Source organism: Rhodovulum sp. PH10 (genome assembly GCF_000293785.1).
Classification (GTDB): Bacteria; Pseudomonadota; Alphaproteobacteria; order Rhizobiales; family Xanthobacteraceae; genus Rhodoplanes.
Map to the genome: position 1 here is coordinate 42,024 of NZ_AKZI01000090.1, position 17,319 is coordinate 59,342.

14 protein-coding genes are annotated in these 17,319 nt (G+C 70.3%); 7 read left to right on the plus strand and 7 right to left on the minus strand.

The genetic code is table 11. From position 1 onward, the window contains the following. Positions 1 to 280: 280 nt before the first annotated feature. From A33M_RS15135 to A33M_RS15145, 3 genes are read right to left on the minus strand one after another with little or no spacing between them, the layout of a single operon-like run. Entirely contained in the window at positions 281 to 1,141 is an 861-nt protein-coding gene (locus tag A33M_RS15135; RefSeq protein WP_008388716.1) for a class I fructose-bisphosphate aldolase, read from the minus strand. A gap of 15 nt (positions 1,142 to 1,156) precedes the next feature. Then, entirely contained in the window at positions 1,157 to 1,915 is a 759-nt protein-coding gene (locus tag A33M_RS15140) for a DeoR/GlpR family DNA-binding transcription regulator (RefSeq protein ID WP_008388718.1), read from the minus strand. Positions 1,916 to 1,926: 11 nt separating this feature from the next. Then, on the minus strand, positions 1,927 to 3,297 hold the full coding sequence (locus A33M_RS15145; RefSeq protein WP_040620834.1) for a four-carbon acid sugar kinase family protein: 1,371 nt from the start codon (positions 3,295 to 3,297) through the stop codon (positions 1,927 to 1,929). A 239-nt stretch (positions 3,298 to 3,536) separates the two neighbouring features. On the opposite strand from A33M_RS15145, the gene pdxA reads away from it, so the two are divergent. The 5 genes from pdxA (at position 3,537) to A33M_RS15170 (ending at position 10,162) form a co-directional block, all read left to right on the plus strand. After that, positions 3,537 to 4,514 carry a 4-hydroxythreonine-4-phosphate dehydrogenase PdxA gene (gene pdxA, locus A33M_RS15150; RefSeq protein WP_040620869.1) on the plus strand — a complete coding sequence of 326 codons (978 nt, stop codon included), beginning with the start codon at positions 3,537 to 3,539 and terminating at the stop codon, positions 4,512 to 4,514. Positions 4,515 to 4,625: 111 nt separating this feature from the next. Beyond that, positions 4,626 to 5,744 carry a metallophosphoesterase family protein gene (locus A33M_RS15155; protein ID WP_008388724.1) on the plus strand — a complete coding sequence of 373 codons (1,119 nt, stop codon included), beginning with the start codon at positions 4,626 to 4,628 and terminating at the stop codon, positions 5,742 to 5,744. 24 nt (positions 5,745 to 5,768) lie between these two features. Then, a complete protein-coding gene (locus tag A33M_RS15160; RefSeq protein ID WP_008388726.1) occupies positions 5,769 to 8,501 on the plus strand; it encodes an AAA family ATPase in 2,733 nt (910 codons plus the stop codon). 132 nt (positions 8,502 to 8,633) lie between these two features. Continuing rightward, positions 8,634 to 9,506: a lysophospholipid acyltransferase family protein gene (locus tag A33M_RS15165; RefSeq protein WP_008388728.1), complete on the plus strand. Its 873-nt coding sequence runs from the start codon at positions 8,634 to 8,636 to the stop codon at positions 9,504 to 9,506. Continuing rightward, positions 9,485 to 10,162: a GNAT family N-acetyltransferase gene (locus A33M_RS15170; RefSeq protein ID WP_008388730.1), complete on the plus strand. Its 678-nt coding sequence runs from the start codon at positions 9,485 to 9,487 to the stop codon at positions 10,160 to 10,162. The genes A33M_RS15165 and A33M_RS15170 overlap by 22 nt, the downstream gene beginning before the upstream one ends. Before the next feature lie 73 nt (positions 10,163 to 10,235). Here the strand turns inward: A33M_RS15170 and A33M_RS15175 are convergent, their stop codons facing one another. Beyond that, positions 10,236 to 11,018, minus strand: coding sequence for an SDR family oxidoreductase (locus A33M_RS15175; RefSeq protein ID WP_008388733.1), 783 nt, complete (start codon positions 11,016 to 11,018; stop codon positions 10,236 to 10,238). A 409-nt stretch (positions 11,019 to 11,427) separates the two neighbouring features. On the opposite strand from A33M_RS15175, the gene A33M_RS15180 reads away from it, so the two are divergent. Beyond that, positions 11,428 to 12,075, plus strand: coding sequence for an outer membrane protein (locus A33M_RS15180; RefSeq protein WP_008388735.1), 648 nt, complete (start codon positions 11,428 to 11,430; stop codon positions 12,073 to 12,075). Positions 12,076 to 12,840: 765 nt separating this feature from the next. Here the strand turns inward: A33M_RS15180 and A33M_RS15185 are convergent. Then, positions 12,841 to 13,053 (minus strand): cold-shock protein, encoded by a 213-nt coding sequence (locus A33M_RS15185; protein WP_008388737.1) that lies wholly within the window; start codon positions 13,051 to 13,053, stop codon positions 12,841 to 12,843. A gap of 233 nt (positions 13,054 to 13,286) precedes the next feature. Further along, positions 13,287 to 14,144 carry a 23S rRNA (adenine(2030)-N(6))-methyltransferase RlmJ gene (locus A33M_RS15190; RefSeq protein ID WP_008388739.1) on the minus strand — a complete coding sequence of 286 codons (858 nt, stop codon included), beginning with the start codon at positions 14,142 to 14,144 and terminating at the stop codon, positions 13,287 to 13,289. A gap of 383 nt (positions 14,145 to 14,527) precedes the next feature. Here A33M_RS15190 and A33M_RS15195 point away from each other — a divergent pair, with 383 nt between their 5' ends. Beyond that, positions 14,528 to 15,562: a ribonuclease T2 family protein gene (locus tag A33M_RS15195; RefSeq protein WP_008388741.1), complete on the plus strand. Its 1,035-nt coding sequence runs from the start codon at positions 14,528 to 14,530 to the stop codon at positions 15,560 to 15,562. Between the two features lie 269 nt (positions 15,563 to 15,831). On the opposite strand, the gene A33M_RS15200 is transcribed toward A33M_RS15195, so the two are convergent. Further along, a complete protein-coding gene (locus A33M_RS15200) occupies positions 15,832 to 17,154 on the minus strand; it encodes an NCS2 family permease (RefSeq protein WP_008388742.1) in 1,323 nt (440 codons plus the stop codon). Between the last annotated feature and the right edge of the window lie 165 nt (positions 17,155 to 17,319).

Below are 17,319 nucleotides of genomic sequence, written 5' to 3' on the forward strand. Positions count from 1 at the left end.
TGAAACGACGAGAGGCCCGTGCTCACCCGCACGGGCCTCTTTTTTGTTCGAGCGACGGCGTTTCCGACTGATCAGGATCGTCCAACGCACGGCGCCCGCGCTCCTTCTCCCCGCTTGCGGGGAGAGGGTCGGGGTGAGGGGCGGAGTTGTTGTTCGTGAGAAAGGCGCCCCCTCACCCGGAGTCCTCGCTCACGCTCGGACTCCGGCCTCTCCCCGTCTACGGGGAAAGGTGAACGGGGCGCCAGGATGACGTGTTTACAGCTCGGAACGCACGAGTGCGTCACGCCGCGGCGGGCGACGCCGAAAAGCCGGCGCACGCGATCGCCTCGTCGACCGACACCCGGTCGTGGATGACTGCGCGGCACGCCTTCATCACCGCGAGCGGGTCCTTCGCCTGGAAGATCGTGCGGCCGAAGAAGATGCCGGCGGCACCCCCGTCCATGATCTGTGAGACCAGCTCGACAGTTCCACGATCGGTACCGTTGTGTGGGCCGCCGGCGAGCATTACCGGAACCGGCAGCGCCGCAGTGATGCGTTTCAGCGCCGCGACCGAGCCCGGCCAGTCGGTCTTGATCACGTCGGCGCCCATCTCGACGCCGATGCGTGAATGGAAGCGCACGAACTCGCCGTCGTGGATCTCCTTCGGCAGTGCGCCGCGCGCGCCCATGGTCTCGATCACATGCACCATGCCGGCCTTGCGCGCAAAAGCATTCACCTCGGAGTTCTGCTGGAACGCGCGCGTTTCTTCGGCCGGATCGTTGTGGCCGACGAACAAATAGGTGATCACGCCCTCGGCGCCGAGCGCGACCGCATCCTCCACGCTCGCGACGAGACGGGTGAAACCGTCGGCATAAGCGAGCGGCGTGCCCTCGCGCCACATGGTCGTCTGGTCGAGCCGCAGCACCAGCGCCGGCCCGCCATTGGCGACCAGCCGCGGCCCGTACTGCAGCGCCGAGCCGAGCGGCAAAATCACCGCATCGACGCCGGCCTCCGCCATCTGATCGAGCGTCTCTTCCGGTCGCTCCATGCCGGCGCAGGCGCCGAGCTGGAGCGCGTGATCGAAGGCGATGCAGAAGCCGCGGTGCGTTCGCCGATCGACGATGCGCGAGAGACGAACCTGCTTGCCCAACACCTGCTGCATGACGTTTCTTTCCGGCTAGACGAGGTCGAAGGCGATGCCCGCCTGGCGCAAGCGCTGCGCCGCGGCGGCATCGAGATCACGACCGATGAACACGCGGGCGAACTCGGCGAGCTCGGCGAAGTGATTGAGCGCGCGGGTCTTGAACTTTGCGGCGGCGAGCAGCAGCACCGAGCGCTCGGCCGATCCCATCAGCGCGCGCTTCATCCGCACCACCTCCTGATCCTGGTGATAGAGCGAGGTGCCGATCGCCGACGAGGCCGAGAGAAACGCCAAGTCGGCCCGCAGCTTGCTCAACGACTGCTCGCACACGAGGCCGTAAAACCCCTGCAGCGTGTCGTTGTAGGTGCCGCCGGTGAGGATGAGCTGCACGTTCGCGCGCCCCCGCAGGCGATCGCATGCTGCGAGCGAGTTGGTGATCACGGTGACGTGCTCGATGTCCTCGAGCTCGTCGCAGATCGGCAGCGTGGTGGTCGAGTCGTCGATCATGATCACGTTGCCGGGCTCGATCAGCGCGCGTGCGGCCTGCGCCAAGGCCTTCTTCTCGGCCTGCCCCATCTGCAGGCGGTAGTGAAAATTGCTCTCGAACAGCAGCGAGCTTTCGGCGGTGGCGCCGCCGCGCTCCTTGCGCAGCAGACCGCGGCTCTCGAGGAAATCGAGATCGCGATGCACCGTCATGCGGCTGACGCCGAGCCGCTCGGCCAGCTCGTCGAGCTGCACCGTCTTCTCGTTCTGAACGAGCTTGACGATCTCGTGGCGGCGCTCGTCCGGGGTCATGGTCGGCTCTCTCATCGTCCTGCGAGCACGCGGCCGAAGAAATCCGGACCGCCGACCTGCCCGCCCTTCAACGACATCTCGACGCCGTCGATCGCGGCGTCAGTGGAATGAATCCGGCACAGCGGCGCGCCGGGCACCAAGGGTCCGGCGACCGCGAGCGCCTCGACACCCATCGCGTCGACGGTGTGGCTCGACGAATCGCCGCCCGCCAGCACCGCGCGCGAGACGCCGGTTTTTGCGATCAGGCAGCGCATCACACGGCCCATTGCGTTACCGAGAATGCGCGAGCTGTCGAGCGCGGTGAGGCCACGCTTCTCGAGCGCGGCGCGGGTCGGCCCGAGCCGCGGATCGGCGGGGCCTCGCGCGGAATGCAGCACCACCCCGGTGCTCTTCGACAAGGCATCGGCGAGCATTTCGGCGGTCCGCGCCTCGATCTCCTCGCCGCCCTCCACCATCGCCACCGTGTCGGCAGCGATCACGAAGAATCCGTTCGCCTCCGCCCAGGCGATCTGAGACTCGGTGATCGGCGAGCAGCTGCCGCACACCGCGACGATCTTCTCTGCCGGACCGCGCGGGGTCGGCGGTGCAACGATCGGCAGGACGCCGGCGTTCGTCAGATGATCGACCAGCGCATATTCGACACCCGACGAGCCGACCAGAAAGGCCGGCCCACGCGCGGCGTGCGCGGCGATCAGCGCACCGGTCGCGCGCGTGGTCGCGGCGTCGAACGTATCGAGAATCACGAGGTCGTTGTCGGCGAGCACCGCCTGCAACGCCGCGTCGGCATCGGGCGCGAGCATGCGGCGGAAATCGAAGCCGGCGATCCTTCGTTGCGGCGCCTGCTCCGCAAGATGGAGCCGCAGATCGGCCTCGCGCATCGGCGTCACCGGATGCTTGCTCATCGTCGGGTGGCGATCGATGCGGAAGATCTCGTGGGTGTCGCCGACGCTGCCGGCCGCGAACAGATTGGCGAAGACGACGAAGCGCTGATGCCGCACCACGCCGACCACGACCAGCACTTTTCCGCCGAACACGGCTTGGCCGATCTCGGCGGCGCGGCCGATATTGCCCACCTCCGGCGCGGAGTCGAACGTGGAGCAGGTCTTGTAGTGACAGAGCGGCGCGAGCGCCCGCAGCTTCGCGAAAACCTGCGGCAGATGCGCGTCCATCCAGTCCGGCGAACGGCTGCGGCTGGTGCCGGCGACGCCGACCGCGCGCAGGTTCGGCCAGCGCGTCGCGAGGTCGTCCGGGCTCGGCGGCTCGAGAAACAGCATCGCCGGCACGCCGGCCGTCGCGAGGGCCTCGAGCGAGTCGGTCGAGCCGGTGAAGTCGTCGCCGTAGAAGCTCAGGAGCGGGCCGGAGCCGCCCGGGCGGAAAGCCATTCTCGATCCTCGCGGGCCGCCGGCCGACATGGGCGGCGGACTGTATCGCGGCCGCTCGACGTTTCGGATTGCGCTATCGGACGACCCGGTTCGTACCATAAAACATGAGTGGTTCTAACGCAATTCATGTGATATCGGGGGTGACACGGACGGCGGAGGCGCGTTTCGAGCCGCGCGACCCGCCGCGCACCCTCGACACGCGAAGACGCCAGCGAATACGTCACATGAAGACCATTGGCATGAACACCATCGGACTGACCATGGGGGATCCGGCCGGCATCGGCCCGGAGGTGATCTGCAAGGCGCTCGGCGCGCTGCCGGCCGACGAGCGCAAGGCGACCGTGGTGATCGGCGACCCGTTGTTCATGGAGCGCGCCCGCGGACTCGTCCGCGCGAATTTTTCGTTCGTGCCGTACGGAGACACCGTGCCGGAGGGCGCCGTGCCGCTGCTCGCGATCGACGCGCCGAACCGCGATGCCATCGTGCCCGGAAAGCTCTCGGCGGATGCCGGAGAGGCCGGCTGCCGCTGCGTGAAGAAGGCGGTGGAGATGGCGCTCGCCGGCGAGATCGACGTGATCTGCACCGCCTCGCTCAACAAGACCGCGGTGCGGATGGCGGGCTATGATCTCAACGGCCACGCGGGCCTGCTCGCGCTCTACACCGGCGTGAAGAAGAACTATGCCGTGCTCGCCTGCCCCCAATTCGCGGTGATCCACGTCTCCACCCACGTCTCGCTCGCGCAGGCGGTGGAGCTGTGCCGCACCGAGCGCATCCTCGAGACGATCCGCGTCGCGCAGCGCCACGTGCTCACCACCGGCGTGGCCAAGCCGCGGGTGGCGATCGCGGGCCTCAACCCGCATGCCGGCGAGGGCGGGCTCTACGGCACCGAGGACGACGACTTCGTGGCGCCGGCGGTGGCGGCCGCGCGGGCCGAGGGCATCGACGCGCACGGGCCGATCCCCGGCGACGTGGTGTTTCAGCAGGCGATCGACGGCAAATTCGAGATCGTGGTGGCGCAGTTCCACGACCAGGGGCACATCGCGGCCAAGCTGGTCGGCGGCCACGACACCGTGAACATCACCGCCGGCCTGCCGATCCTGCGCACCTCGGTCGATCACGGCACGGCGTTCGACATCGCCTGGAAGGGCGTCGCCGATCCGTCCAACATGAAGGCGGCGATCGCCATGGCCCGCCGGATGAAGCCGGTGGCCGGCTGAGACTGAGGCCGCACGCGGTGGCGGCGCTACGAACAAACCGCGAATCCGCTACACTCCGTTTCGATTCGCGCGAGGCGCCAGCGCCTCCGCCGCACCGGAACGGACAACGTCATGCGTCTCGTCCACACCGCCGACTGGCAGATCGGCAAGCCGTTTCTCCGCTTCGGCGACAAGGCCGAGGCGCTGCGCGCGGCGCGGCTCGACGCGATCGAGGCGATCGGCAGGCTCGCGGTCGCCGAGGGCGCGGGGCACGTGCTGGTCGCCGGCGACGTCTACGACAGCGAGACGCCGTCGAACGTCACGCTGCGCGCGCCGATCGAGCGCATGCGCGGCTTTCCGGGCGTCACCTGGCATCTGCTGCCGGGCAATCACGATCCCCATCGCCCGGCCGGCATCTGGGAGCGGTTCTCCGCGCTCGGCCCGCCCGCCAATATTCTCGTGCATCTCACCGCCGAGCCGGTCGATCTCGGGCCGGAGGCGGTGCTGCTCACCGCCCCGCTGACCAGCAAGGCCGAGACGCGCGACCTCACCGCCCGCTTCGACGACACCGAGACGCCAGCCGGAAAAATCCGGGTCGGCCTCGCGCACGGCGCGGTCACCCGCTTCGGCGTAAAGGGCGACGAGGGCGAGGCCGGCAACCAGATCGATCCCACCCGCGCGGAGCGTGCGAACCTCGATTATCTGGCGCTCGGCGACTGGCACCGCACCTGCGAGATCGGCGCTAAGACGTGGTATTCGGGAACGCCCGAGCCCGACCGGTTCGACAGCCAGACGGTCGGCACCGCGCTTCTGGTCGACATCCCGCAGGCGGGCGCCGCGCCGACCGTGACGCCACGCACCGTCGGCACCTATCGCTGGGCGAGCGAAAGCGTCGAGATCGGCGAGGCCGAGGCATTGGCGGCGCACGAGGCGGCGCTGCGCCAAACGCACGACCCGCTGTCGCGGCTGGTGCTGAAGTTTTGCGTGCGCGGCGCGCTGTCGATGGTCGGCCGGCAAGCGCTCGCGGAGTGGCTGGAGCGACTGGAGGCCGCCGTCTTTTACCTGGCCGCCGACCTCGCGGTGCGGGTGCGGCCGGAGGCGAACGACCTCGAGGCGATCGATTTCGACGGCGTGCTGCGGCGGGTGGCGGAGACGCTGAAGGCGCGGGCCGCCGACGAGACGCTGACGCTCGACGAGCGGACGATCGCCGAGGACGCGCTGATGGCGCTCTATCTCGAGGCGACCGCATGAGGACGACACCGTGAGGACCGCGCCATGATCATCACCCGCCTCGCGGTCGAGGGCGTCGGCCGGTTCCGCAGTCGCCACGTCGTGCAAGGGCTCGGGCCCGGCCTCAACCTCCTGTGCGCGCCGAACGAGGCCGGCAAGTCGACGCTGTTCCGCGCGCTGCAGGCCGCCCTGTTCGCCCGCCACGGCAGCAAGACCGAGGAGCTGCGCCGCCTCGGCTGCCTCGATGCCGAGGTGCCGGCCTCGATCGAGGTCGGGTTCCGGCGCGGCGAGGCCGAGTATCTGGTGCGCAAGTCGTTCCTGCGCGGCACGGGCGCAAAACTGTCGCGGGACGGCAGCGTGGTGGCGGAAGGCCGCGCGGCGGACGAGAAGATCTGGGAGCTGCTCGACCTCGCACCCGGCGCGTCGATCGCCGAGCCGTCCACCTTCGGCCTCTTGTGGGTGCCGCAGGCGAAGTCTTTCGATGCGTACGAGCCGAGTCCGGAGGCCAAAGCCTTGCTCGGCCGGGTGATCGAGGCAGAGGTCGGCCAGGTGCTCGGCGGCGAGCGCGGCGAGCGGGTCTTGCGCAGCGTCTGCGAAAGGCTCGCGCGCGAGGCGACGGCGACCGGCCAGCCGAAGGCCGGCGGCCCGTGGCGCACGGCGATCGAGCGGCGCGACGCCGCGAAGGCGGAGCTCGCCGCGCTGCAAGCCACCATGGCGACCCTCGAGGCCGACCGCGCCGCGCTCGCCGGCCTTTTGCGCCAGCGCGAGGCACTGTCCGACACGTCTGCGCTCGCGGCGATGCGGGCCGACCTCGCCACCGCGGCGGCCGAGCGCGACGCCGCCGCGCGCGCCGACCATGCCGCCCAGCAGGCCGAGACCGAGCAGGCCCAGCGCGAGCTGACCGCCGAGCGTGCCCGCAAGCGCCACGAAGAGCTGGTCGGGCTCGACCAGCGCATCGCCAGGCGCCGCGAGCAGATCGCCGCGCTCGACCGGCAACTCGCCGAGCAGACGAACGTGCTGGACGCGCAGGCCACGGTTCTGTCGACCAAAGAGCAGGCGCTCGCCAATCTCGCGGCCAAGCTCTCGGAGGCCGAGCGAGCGGCGGACCGGGCGCGCCGGCGCGAGGCGTCGGCGCGCGACGCCGAGCACGTCGAGGAACTCTCGGTGCGGCTCACGAAGGCGAGGCGCCTGCGCGACGACATCGCCCGGGTGAAGCAGGCGATCGAGCGCACGACCGTCCCGATGGAGGCGGTGAAGGCGATCGAGACGGCGCGGCGGGCGCTGGAGGCGGCGGAAGCGCGGCGCGAGGCGAAGGCGCCGCGGGTGATCGTGCGGCCCCGCCCGGCGGGTGCGGGAAAAATCCTCTGCGACGGCGCGCCGGTGACGGAGGGCCGCGAGGTCGCGGCGACGGCGCCGCTTCTCATCACGGTCGCCGATCTCGCCGAGATCGAGATAAAACCCGCCGCCTCGCCGGACGACGACGCGGCGGTCGAGATCGCGCGCGAAAATCTCGCGAAGGCGCTGCGGACCGCGGGGGTCGCCTCGCTCGCCGAGGCGCAGGAGTGCCGCGCAAAAGCCGCCGACCTCGAGGCGGAGCGGCGCGGGCTTCTGGCCGAGCTTTCCGCCACCGCGCCAGCGGTCGGCAAGGAGGACGGCATCGCCGCGCTCGAGCGACAGCTCGCCACCGCAAAAGCCGCGCTCGACGCCCTCACCGCCGACACGGACCGTGCTCCGGACCACGCCTCCGGCGACACGCCGGGCGAGACGAAAAAAATCGCCCTGCCCGACCGCGAGACGCTGGCGCGCGAGCGGATCGCCGCCGAGGCGGCCTGCGACCTCGCCCGCCACGCGCACCGCACCGCCCAGGAGATGGTCTCGACCGCCCGCGAGCAGGTCGCCGCGACCCGGTTCATGTGCAAGGGCACAGAGGCCCAGATCGCCGAAGCGAACCGCGCGCTCAGGGACGGCCTCGTCCTTTGCCCGGACGCGGAGCGTGCCGACCGGCTGACCGCGCTCGCCGCCGCAGCCGGCGAGGCCCGCGTTTTGTTCGAGGCCGCCCGCGAAAAAGCGGCGGCGCTCCGCGCAGCGGTGCCGACGGCAGAGGTGCGCGCCGCCACCGAGGCGCGGGTGAAGCGGCTGACCGGCGCGATCGAGACCAATGAGCGCCGGCTCGGCGAGGTCGAGCGGGACATCGCGGCGCTACAGGGACGCATCGCCACCCGCGGCGGCGAAGGCTTGGGCGAGCGCGAGGCGGAGGCGGTCGACGCGCTGGCGCTCGCCGAAAGCGAGCTCGCCCGCACCGACCGGCGGGTCGCCGCGCTGAAGCTGTTGAAGACCACCATCGAGGAGAGCCGGCAGGCAGCCGCCGACCAGTTTCTCGCGCCCGTCAAGACCGCGATGCGGCCCTATCTGCACGCGCTGTTCCCCGGCGCCGACGCCGCGCTCGATCCCCGCTTCGGCATCGACGGCATCTCGCGCGGCGCTGCCGCCGCAATCGAGCCGTTCGTCTCGCTGTCGGACGGCACCCGCGAGCAGGTCGCGATCATCGTGCGGCTGGCCCTCGGCCGCCTGCTCGCCGAGCGCGGAAACCCGGTGCCGGTGGTGCTCGACGATGCGCTGGTCTTCTCCGACGACGACCGCATCGAGCGGATGTTCGACGTGCTCACCCGCGCCGCCGAGAAGCAGCAGGTGATCGTGCTGACCTGCCGCAGTCGCGCCTTTCTCACCTGCGGCGGCCGGCCGCTCTCGATCGTTCCCGAGGATCTTTCGTCCGGCTAGCCGGCGGCACGTCGTGCCGTCACGCAACAGTCACGGCAGTTGCATCGGCGCGCCACAGGAATCGACGACTGGTGGTAGGATCGCCGTGTCCGCTGCAACGGGCCGCGGATGCCGATCCGGAAACTCCCGTCCATGCCGTCGCTGCAGGCCGTCCCCGACTTCTGGCACCCCGCCGCCGCGCGGGAGCTGCTGCGCTGGCCGCTGCCCTATCGCGGATTTGCCGACCGCTGCCTGTTGCGGGCGATCGCGCTCGCCGGCCGCGGCCGGGTGCTCGGCATCGGCGGGCTGCAAAACATCCGCGCCGGCTACGACCCGTTCATCCTGGCGCTCAACCATTCGACCCGCACCGAGGCGGTGCTGGTGCCGGCGCTCCTGATGCTGCACCGGGGCGGCCGGATGATCCATTTCATGGCCGACTGGAATTTCAGCCTGATCCCCGGCGTCGGCTTCGTCTATCGCCGGGCGCAAATCCTCACGGTCACCGCAAAGCCCGCCAAGCCTGCGTTCCTGAACCGGCTGCGCCCGCTCTATCGCGGCCCGGTGCCGGTGCTCGACGTCGCCCGCGACTGCCTCGCCCGCGGCCGTGCGGTCGGCGTGTTTCCCGAAGGCACGGTGAACCGCGACCCGCACCGCCTGCTCGCCGGCCGGCGCAGCGCCGCCCTGCTCTCGCTCGAGACCGGCGCGCCGGTGGTGCCGGTCGGCATCCGCTTCCCCACCGTCGTCGACCGGCAAATCCGCGACCGCGACCCGATGGAGGTTTTGATCGGCGCGCCGCTGGTGCCGCCGCGCACCACCGACCGGGTGTCGCCTGCCGCCGTCAAGGCGTGGCACGCGGTGGTGATGGGCGAAATCGCCCGGCTGTCCGGCAAGCGCTGGCCGCCGGCCGATTGTTCGCCCGACGACTCGTTGCCCCGCGCCTCGTCGCCCGACGAGGCGAGCCCGAAACCATCCCCGTACGCTCCGTGTCCCCAGGGAGGATCCCGATGCGACTGGACGAGCGCGTGAGCGCCGAGCGCGTGATCGACGAGGACGGCCGCCGCCGCGCCATCGCGGTGCTCGGCGCCACCTATCAGCGCGAGAAGCGCTGGGTCGCCGACCCCGAGGCCCAGTTCCCCGAAAGCGACCTCGCCCGCACCGACCTGTCGTGGTTCCTGGTCGAGGTGAAGAGCCGGCCGATGGGCGTGCGGGTGCGGCCCGCCGGCGTGGTGCGCGTGCTCTACGATCCGCCGCTCGCGGCCTACGCCTCGTACGGGCTCGCGCCGATCGATCCCTCGCTCGACATCGCGGCGATGATCGCGGCGAGCCGGATCGCCGAGATCGGCCGCTTCGCCGTGGTGCCGCGCTATCGCCGCCGGCTGATGGTCGCCGCCGCGCTGATGCGCGCCGCCGCCGCCGAGACGGTCGAGCGCGGCTACACCCACTACGTCACCGACGTGTTCGAGAACGACCCGCACAGCCCGTACGGCTTCCACACCCGCGTGATGGGTTTTTTGCCGATCGCCACCCACGAGGTCGGCGAGCTGCACCACCAGGGCCGCCGCATCACCATGGTGCTCGACCTCAAGGCCGCCTATCAGCGCCTGCGGGCGCGCGGCAACTGGATGTTCCGCTATCTCACCGGCCAGTGGCCGGAGGCGCTTCACCGCCGCCTGGTGGCGTGATTTTTTCGCACCGACCGCCGGCGGCCCGAGCGCCGGCCGGGCCGCGCGGTGCGGCACGGCGCAGTGAAAAAAATCACTCCTCGACGCCGACCGCGTCGGGGGTTTGCCAGGCGAGCCGCTGGCCGCCGTCGACCGCGATGGTCTCGCCCGTCACGCTGCGGGCTTTGGCCAGATAGAGCACCGCATCGGCGATCTCCTCCGGCGACGGCCCGCGGGCGAGCGGCACCGCCTTGACCTGCCGGGCGAAGGCATCGGCCCCCTGGCGCGGCCCCGGAAGCGTCGGGCCGGGCGCCACCGCGTTGACCCGCACGGCGGGGGCGAGCGCCTGGGCGAGCGTCGTCGTGGCCATGTGCAGCGCGCTCTTGCTCAGGCCGTAGGAGAGGAATTTGGGCGTCGGCTTGTAGACCCGCTGGTCGAGCAGATTGACGATCGACGGATCGGCCCCCTCGCCCGCCGGCGCCTGCGCGGCAAAGGCCTCGGCGAGAAACACCGGTGCCCGCAGGTTCACCGCCATGTGGCGGTCGAACACGGTGCGGTCGAGCCGGCCGATCTCGTCGGGCTCGAACTCGGACGCGTTGTTGACCAGGAGCGTCAGCGGCCCGACCGCCGCCACCGCCGCCGGCACCAGCCGCTCGACCGCCGCGTGGTCGGCGAGATCGGCGACCACCGTCTCGGCCCGGCCGCCCGCTGCGACGATCTCCGCGCACAGCGCGTCCGCCTGCTCGCGCGAGGCGCGCGCATGCACGGCCACGGCAAAGCCTGCGCGTGCAAGAGCGCCGACGATCGCCCGGCCGATCCGTTGGGCGCCACCGGTGACCAGCGCGGCCGGCGCCGCGACGACAGCTTGGTTCGACATCTGGGCCGCTCGTGAGAGATCGCGGGAAGGAGACGGCGGGCGCGGGCACCGCGCTACGGCACCATGGCGGCTTCGCGGGCCGCCGGCAACACCCTGCCCCGGCAACCGATCGCCAGCGGACACCACGGTGCGTAAACACCGGCGCCCTGCCCCATTCGTAAACATCCGCGGCGCGGGCGGCCGAGCGTTAACGACCCCTTATCCTTGACGTCCGGTCACTGCCGACCCGCCCCGGGCAGGTAAGGAAAGGTTTACTCGAATGCGGGGATAACCGGAAACACGAAATTATCCATTTTTCGCCTTTCGCCAGTCCTGCGGGCATCACGATCGTGGACGACAAGCATCGGCGCTGTCGTCGCGATCCCCGGGGGACGGTGGACGGATCGAGGCGTGCAGAGGGGAGCCGACAATGAAGAAGACGACGCTCGCGGGATGGATCGCGGCAACGGCGGCGATGGTCGCCACGGCCCCGACGAGCACCGTGCTCGGCGCCGATCTCGGCTATGGCGGCTACCGCGGCTATCCGCCGGCGTCCGCGGCGCCTCCCTACGCGGTGCCGATGAACTGGACCGGCCCCTATGCCGGCATCAATCTCGGCTATCGCTGGGGCTCGTCGGCGCTCACCACCGATCCGAGCGGTTTCGCCGGCGGCCTGCAGGGCGGCTACAACTATCAGAGCGGCCAGTTCGTCATCGGCCTCGAGACCGACATCCAGCTCTCCAACGCCGACGACACCTTCGCGGCCTACAAGTTCTCGAATCCGTGGTTCGGCACGCTGCGTGGCCGGGTCGGCTGGGCGATGAACAACATCCTGCTCTACGGCACCGGTGGCTTCGCCTATGGCGGGCTCGATCTCGACGCCTTCGGCATGTCGGAGAGCAAGACGCTGACCGGCTGGGCGTTGGGCGGCGGCATCGAGGTGGCGCTCGCGCCGCAATGGAGCGCGCGCGCGGAATACCTCTACACCGACCTCGGCGAGAAGAACTACGCGCTGGCCGGCGTCGATGCCGGGCTCGAGTCGAGCATCATCCGCTTCGGCCTGAACTACCGGTTCTGATCGCGCTCGGCCGATCGAGGCCCGAGACCAACGAGCCGCCGGCGACCCCGGCGGCTTTTTTTTCGTCTTCGCCTCGCGTTCGGATGTCGGTGCGGCACGATGGCGGGTGCCCTCCTCCGGCACCGACGAACTGATCACGTGCCGCGGATTTCGCCGCATGTCGGCGCGCCGACCGATGGGCCGAGCGATATGACGAAGACGCGCGCCCTGTCATCATTCCTATAAGACATTCGGGCTATTGAATGTGCGGTAGCGACCCTTGCCGCCGATCGTTCGGCAGACGTTTGCTCCGGTACGACGCGCCGGGGCGACGACCAGGACACGACGCCGGGTACGGCGACGGGGGATGCCACGAGGGCACCGCAGCAGCACCGCGTGGGCAGCGCCACGTGACGACACCGGAGCGGCAACACCGAGTGCCGCCAGGAGCGCCCGAAGGTCTGCCCGAAGCTGTGCCGGCGTCGACGCGAGCGTCGACGCGCAAGTCGATACGGGGCGCCGCGCAACGCGCCGCCGGAGGCGAGCACCGAACGACGAACACCGAACGACGAGCACCGTGCGTCCACCCCGCGGCGAGCGGCGTGAACGTCCGGACGTCACGACGGATTTTTCGCTGGAACGGCGGCGTCTCGACCGGGGCTCTCACCAATGTGGGCGCACCGGCCGCCCCATTCGCCGCAGGTCGCGCCTCACGGATCGCGCATCACACCCTCCTGCCGGTGCCGGGCGAAAACTGCCGCGGCATCGACGCGCCCTCCCGAAAACTCACGAGACGATCAGATTGACCGCCTTGGGGCCTTTGCCCTTCTTGTCCGGCTCGACATCGAAACTGATGCGTTGGCCTTCGTTGAGCGACTTCAACCCGGCCCGCTCGACCGCCGTGATGTGCACGAACACGTCCCGTCCGCCGTCGTCCGGCTTGATGAACCCGTAACCGCGCTCGCTGTTGAAGAACTTGACCGTACCCGCCATTGCCATCGGGACACTCCTATCCCATGCTGCTCGTCGTCGGCCCTCGTGGCGCGACGTGGCTTCGCAGTCCCCTCCCCGAGACCGTGTTCACCCGACCAACTCCCCCGAGATCGCCGGCCGCGCGCGATGCGCGTTCGTGTCCCGCGGTCGCGCCGAGCGGAGAGCGCGAAAGCCCTTATAACGTTAACATAAAGGTTGCGGGCCAGAAAGAGGAAGCACGGTGCGTTGCATCCCTCGCGTCAGTCTTTTGCGATCCAGTCGAGACGCGCCGCCGCACCGGGGCCGCGCGCGAGCAGCGGAACGAGCCAGTCGAGCAGCGGCGTAAGCTCGTCGGCGAGCCGCCACGGCGGATTGATCAGCACGAGGCCGGAGGTCGTGAGTCCGTCCGCTTCGCCGCCGACCGAGATCTCCAATCTCATCACCTTCGGAATGCAGGCATCGGCGAGCGTTTGCAGAAACGCCTCGCTCTCACGGCGATTTTTCACCGGGTGCCAGATCATGTAGACGCCGCTCGGCCATTTGCGAACCGCTCCCGCGACGGCCTTCGACAGCCGGGCAAACTCGTCGGGCTTCTCGAACGGCGGATCGATCAGCACCAGGCCACGCCGCTCCTTCGGCGGCAGATAGGCCTTGAGCGCCAGCCAGCCGTCGATCGCGATGCGCTTGGCCCGTGCGTCACGCCCGAGCGCACGGGCGAGCGCGCCGGCGGCGCCCGGCTCGAGCTCGCAGGCGACGAGACGATCCTGCGGCCGCATCAGACGAGCCGCGATCAGCGGTGATCCGGGATAACGAGACGGAATGCCGTTCTGCGATCCGCCCCCACCGCACGCCGCCAGCGCATCGAGATAAGGTGCGAGCAGCGCGGCAATGGTCTGCGGCATGTCTTTCACGGCGAGCACGCGGCCGATGCCGTCGCGCCATTCGCCGGTGCGGCTCGCCTCGGGGCCGGCGAGATCGTAGAGGCCGGCGCCGGCGTGGGTGTCGAGCACGCGAAACGCCGCCGGCTTCTCGGCGAGATGCATCAGCACGCGGGCGAGCACCGCGTGCTTGAGAACGTCGGCGAAATTGCCGGCGTGAAAGGCGTGGCGATAGTTCATCTGCGAAACGGTCTTCGTCTGCTCGGGCGTGGATCTTCTCGGAGGCGTGGATCGGTCCGCCGCCGCCCCCGGCGGGTTCCGGGCGGCACGACGACGGCCGGTGGACGGCGGCGCCTCTCATCGCACGGCAAACGTTTGCTGCCCACCGCATCGGCGCCGCGTTTTTTTTCGCACGAGACGTCGTGACGCCGCCTCGGGACGAGCCGCTCACCCGTGATGCCGGCCGGCCGCCCGGCGCGCGCCGGGGGGGGTCGACCGGGCGACGCGATTGTTCTTGTAATGTTCTGCACGCTGCGGTACGCTTCCCAAATACCGTCACAGGAGCCGATCGGCGCGGAACGTCGCGCGAGGGTGGTGGTCGATCGGTGGTCGGGGGGCGCGAGATGTTTTTCGAGCGTGGGGGAATCTTCGAGCGCGCGGGGACGCTGCTCGCTCTCTGTCTTCTTCTGGTGCCGGTGCTGGTCGGCGCGCCGGCGGCGGCGCAGGACCGCCGGCAAAACACGCCCGGCGCGTTCGACTTCTACGTCCTCGCGCTGTCGTGGTCGCCGTCCTGGTGCGCCGGCGCGGCCGAGCGGCCGAAGCGCAAGCGACCCGACCCGCAATGCGGCGAGCGGCCCTACGCCTTCGTGGTGCACGGCCTGTGGCCGCAATACGAGCGCGGCTTTCCGGAATATTGCCAGGTGCCGGCGCCAAGGCTCGACCGGTCGCTGGTGTCGTCGATGCTCGACCTGATGCCGAGCCCGCGGCTCGTCTTCCACGAATGGAACCGCCACGGCGTGTGCTCCGGCCTGCCGCCGCGCGGCTATTTCGAGGCGGTGCGCAAGGCGCGCGCGGTGGTGAAGATCCCGGAGGCGTTCATCGAGCCGGAGACGACGCTGACGGTCGCCCCCGACGAGGTCGAGGCCGCCTTCGTCGCCGCCAATCCGGGGCTCGAGCGCACCGGCATCGCCGTCGGCTGCAGCCGCAATCGCCTGAGCGAGGTGCGCATCTGCCTCGGCCGCGATTTCGGCTTCCGGCCGTGTCCCGAGGTCGACCGGCGCAGCTGCCGGCGCAAGCAGCTGGCGATGCCGCCGGTGCGCGGCGCCGATCTCTCGCCGACCGACCCGAGCGCGCCGCGGCGCCCGGCCACCGCCCCGACACCGACGACGCTCCCTGCCGCGCCGCCACCGGTGACCGGCCCGACGACGGCCCCGGCCGCCGCGATGCCGGTTCCGCCGGCGGCACCGGCCTCGGCGACGCCCGCCGCCCCGCAGCCGCCCGCCACGGCGACGACATCGCAACCCGATCCGCCGACGCCGCCGGCCACGGCACAGCCGTCCGCCGCCCCGACCCCGCCGTCACCCGCCGAGCCCGATCCGGCGTCGGCACCCGATCCGGCCGACGACGGTCGGGCCGACGAAGGACAAGAGGAGGATTGAGGAGAAGACCGACGGGAAGGACCGACGGGAAGCACCGACGGACACGGGCCGTCGAAAAGGGCCGACGCGGGAATGATCGCGTGGCGAGGCGCGGTGAAGCGCGCGAGGCGAGGTGGAGCGCGCAAGGCGTCGCTCCGAGCGTCGGCGCCGCCGTTCGGACGGAGGAGGCGTCCCGACACGCCGCGCCGTCATGTGGCGGCGGCGGGGGCCGTCCTGACGACACGTCGTCGGAACGGCCCGCGAGGATCGACCTGTCGCGGTGTGCCGTCTCACGGGAAGGCGAACTTCACCGCGAACAGGAGCGCCAGCACGATCACCGTCGGGGTCGCCTCGCGGAACTTTCCGGCGATGATCTTTGCCAGCGCATAGGTGATGAAGCCGAGGCCGATGCCGGTGGCGATCGAGTAGGTGAGCGGCATCGCCACCGCCGCCACCACCGCCGGCGCGTACTCGGTGACGTCGTCCCAGGAGATCTCGGCGAGGCCGCGGGTCATCAGGCAGGCGACGTAGAGGAGCGCGGCCGCCGAGGCATAGGCCGGCACCATGCCGGCGAGCGGGGCGAAGAACAGCGCGAGGAGAAACAGCACCGACACCACCGCCGCGGTGAGGCCGGTGCGGCCGCCGGCCGCGACCCCGGACGCGCTCTCGATGTAGCTGGTGGTGGTCGAGGTGCCGATCAGCGAGCCGAACATCGCGGCGAACGAGTCGGAGATCAGCGCGTGCTTCATGCGCGGCAGCTTGCCCTCCTCGTCGAGCAGCCCGGCGCGGTGCGTCACCCCGATCAGCGTGCCGGCATTGTCGAACACGTCGATGAACAGGATGCTGAACACCACGATCAGGAAGGTCGACTCGTGGATCGCCGAGAAGTCGAGCTGCAGGAAGGTCGGCGCGAGCGAGGGCGGCGCCGAGACGACGCCGCCGAAGGTCGCGAGCCCGAGCGGCAGGCCGATCAGCGTGACGGCGAGCATGCCGAGCAGCGTCGCGCCGAGAATGTTGCGGAAGTTCAGCGCGGCGATCAGCACGAAGCCGAGAATGCAGAGCATGGCGGCGGGCTGGCGCAGGTCGCCGAGCGTCACCAGCGTCACCGGATGGGCGACCACGATCTTGGCCTGCTCGAGCGCGATGATGCCGAGAAACAATCCGACGCCGGCCGAGATCGCGAGCTTGAGATTGTGCGGGATCGCGTTGATGACGAACTCGCGCAGCCGAAACACCGAGAGCAGGAAGAACAGCACGCCCGAGCAGAACACCGCGGCGAGCCCCTGCTGCCACGAATATTTGTAGGTGAGCACGACGGTGAAGGCGAAGAAGGCGTTGAGCCCCATGCCGGGCGCCAGCGCGATCGGATAATTGGCGTAGAGCGCCATCACCATGGTGCTCACCGAGGCGGCGAGGCAGGTGGCGACGAACACCGCGCCCTTGTCCATGCCGGCATTGCCGAGGATCGTCGGGTTGACGATCACGATATAGACCATGGTGAGGAAGGTGGTGAAGCCGGCGACCACCTCGGTGCGCACCGTGGTGCCGCTCGCCGTCAGCCCGAACCAGCGATCGAGAAACGAGCCGGCTTTCGGCGCGGCGGTATCGGTCATGGTGCTCCCCTCCCCGTGGTTCCCCGTGCGGCGCGCTCGGCGCGGCGGCGGGCACGATGCGCGCACGCAGCGCTCCGGTCCATCCGCCGTGCAAGTCGCGCGCCACATTTCTGTGGAACAATGGCGATCGCGCCACGTTGAACGACGGCTGCGCGGTCCGGTCGG